The 562-nt window shown below is 36.5% G+C and carries 1 pseudogene; it reads left to right on the forward strand.

What is annotated here, in order from left to right:
• Window positions 1–562, forward strand: a pseudogene (locus DW922_RS17180) (carbohydrate ABC transporter substrate-binding protein); the annotation flags it as partial.

Below are 562 nucleotides of genomic sequence, written 5' to 3' on the forward strand. Positions count from 1 at the left end.
AATTAATAATAATGCCGTTTATATCCGATATTCCGCTCAAAAATCTTTTTATGCAAGTCTTGAGGCTGTTCACGGATTACTGTCAGGGGAAATGGATGAAACACAGGCTTATGATATTTTTTGCAGTGTAATGAATCGTAAAGCTCCAGAAGAAAAAGCAACGGTGAATTTTGAAAATGAATATTCCATTTCACTGAACGATAGAAATGGCCGTGATGCAGCATCTTCCATTTTAACTACGATCAGAGAAGAAAATGATGCACAGCTGGCTCTGGCGCCATATTATTATTTCACTTCTTCTATGTACAAAGGAGAATGCACCAATAGCCGGGTTGGCATGATGACAGCGAAGAGTTCAGATACAGCATTATATGTTGCAAAAATCAATGGTAAACAGGTTTATGAACTCGTGAAAAATTATCTCGCCGATGCTGATGAGAATTTTTACGTAATCAACAAATACGAATTACCAATTGCATCCGGTATGAAAATGATCGTCAATCAAGCGGAAAGTGGATTTTCATTAAAGGACTTGACAGTTAATGATAAGAAAATAGACAAA

The sequence above is a fragment of the Clostridium sp. AM42-4 genome (assembly GCF_003480105.1).
GTDB lineage: Bacteria > Bacillota > Clostridia > Lachnospirales > Lachnospiraceae > Brotaphodocola.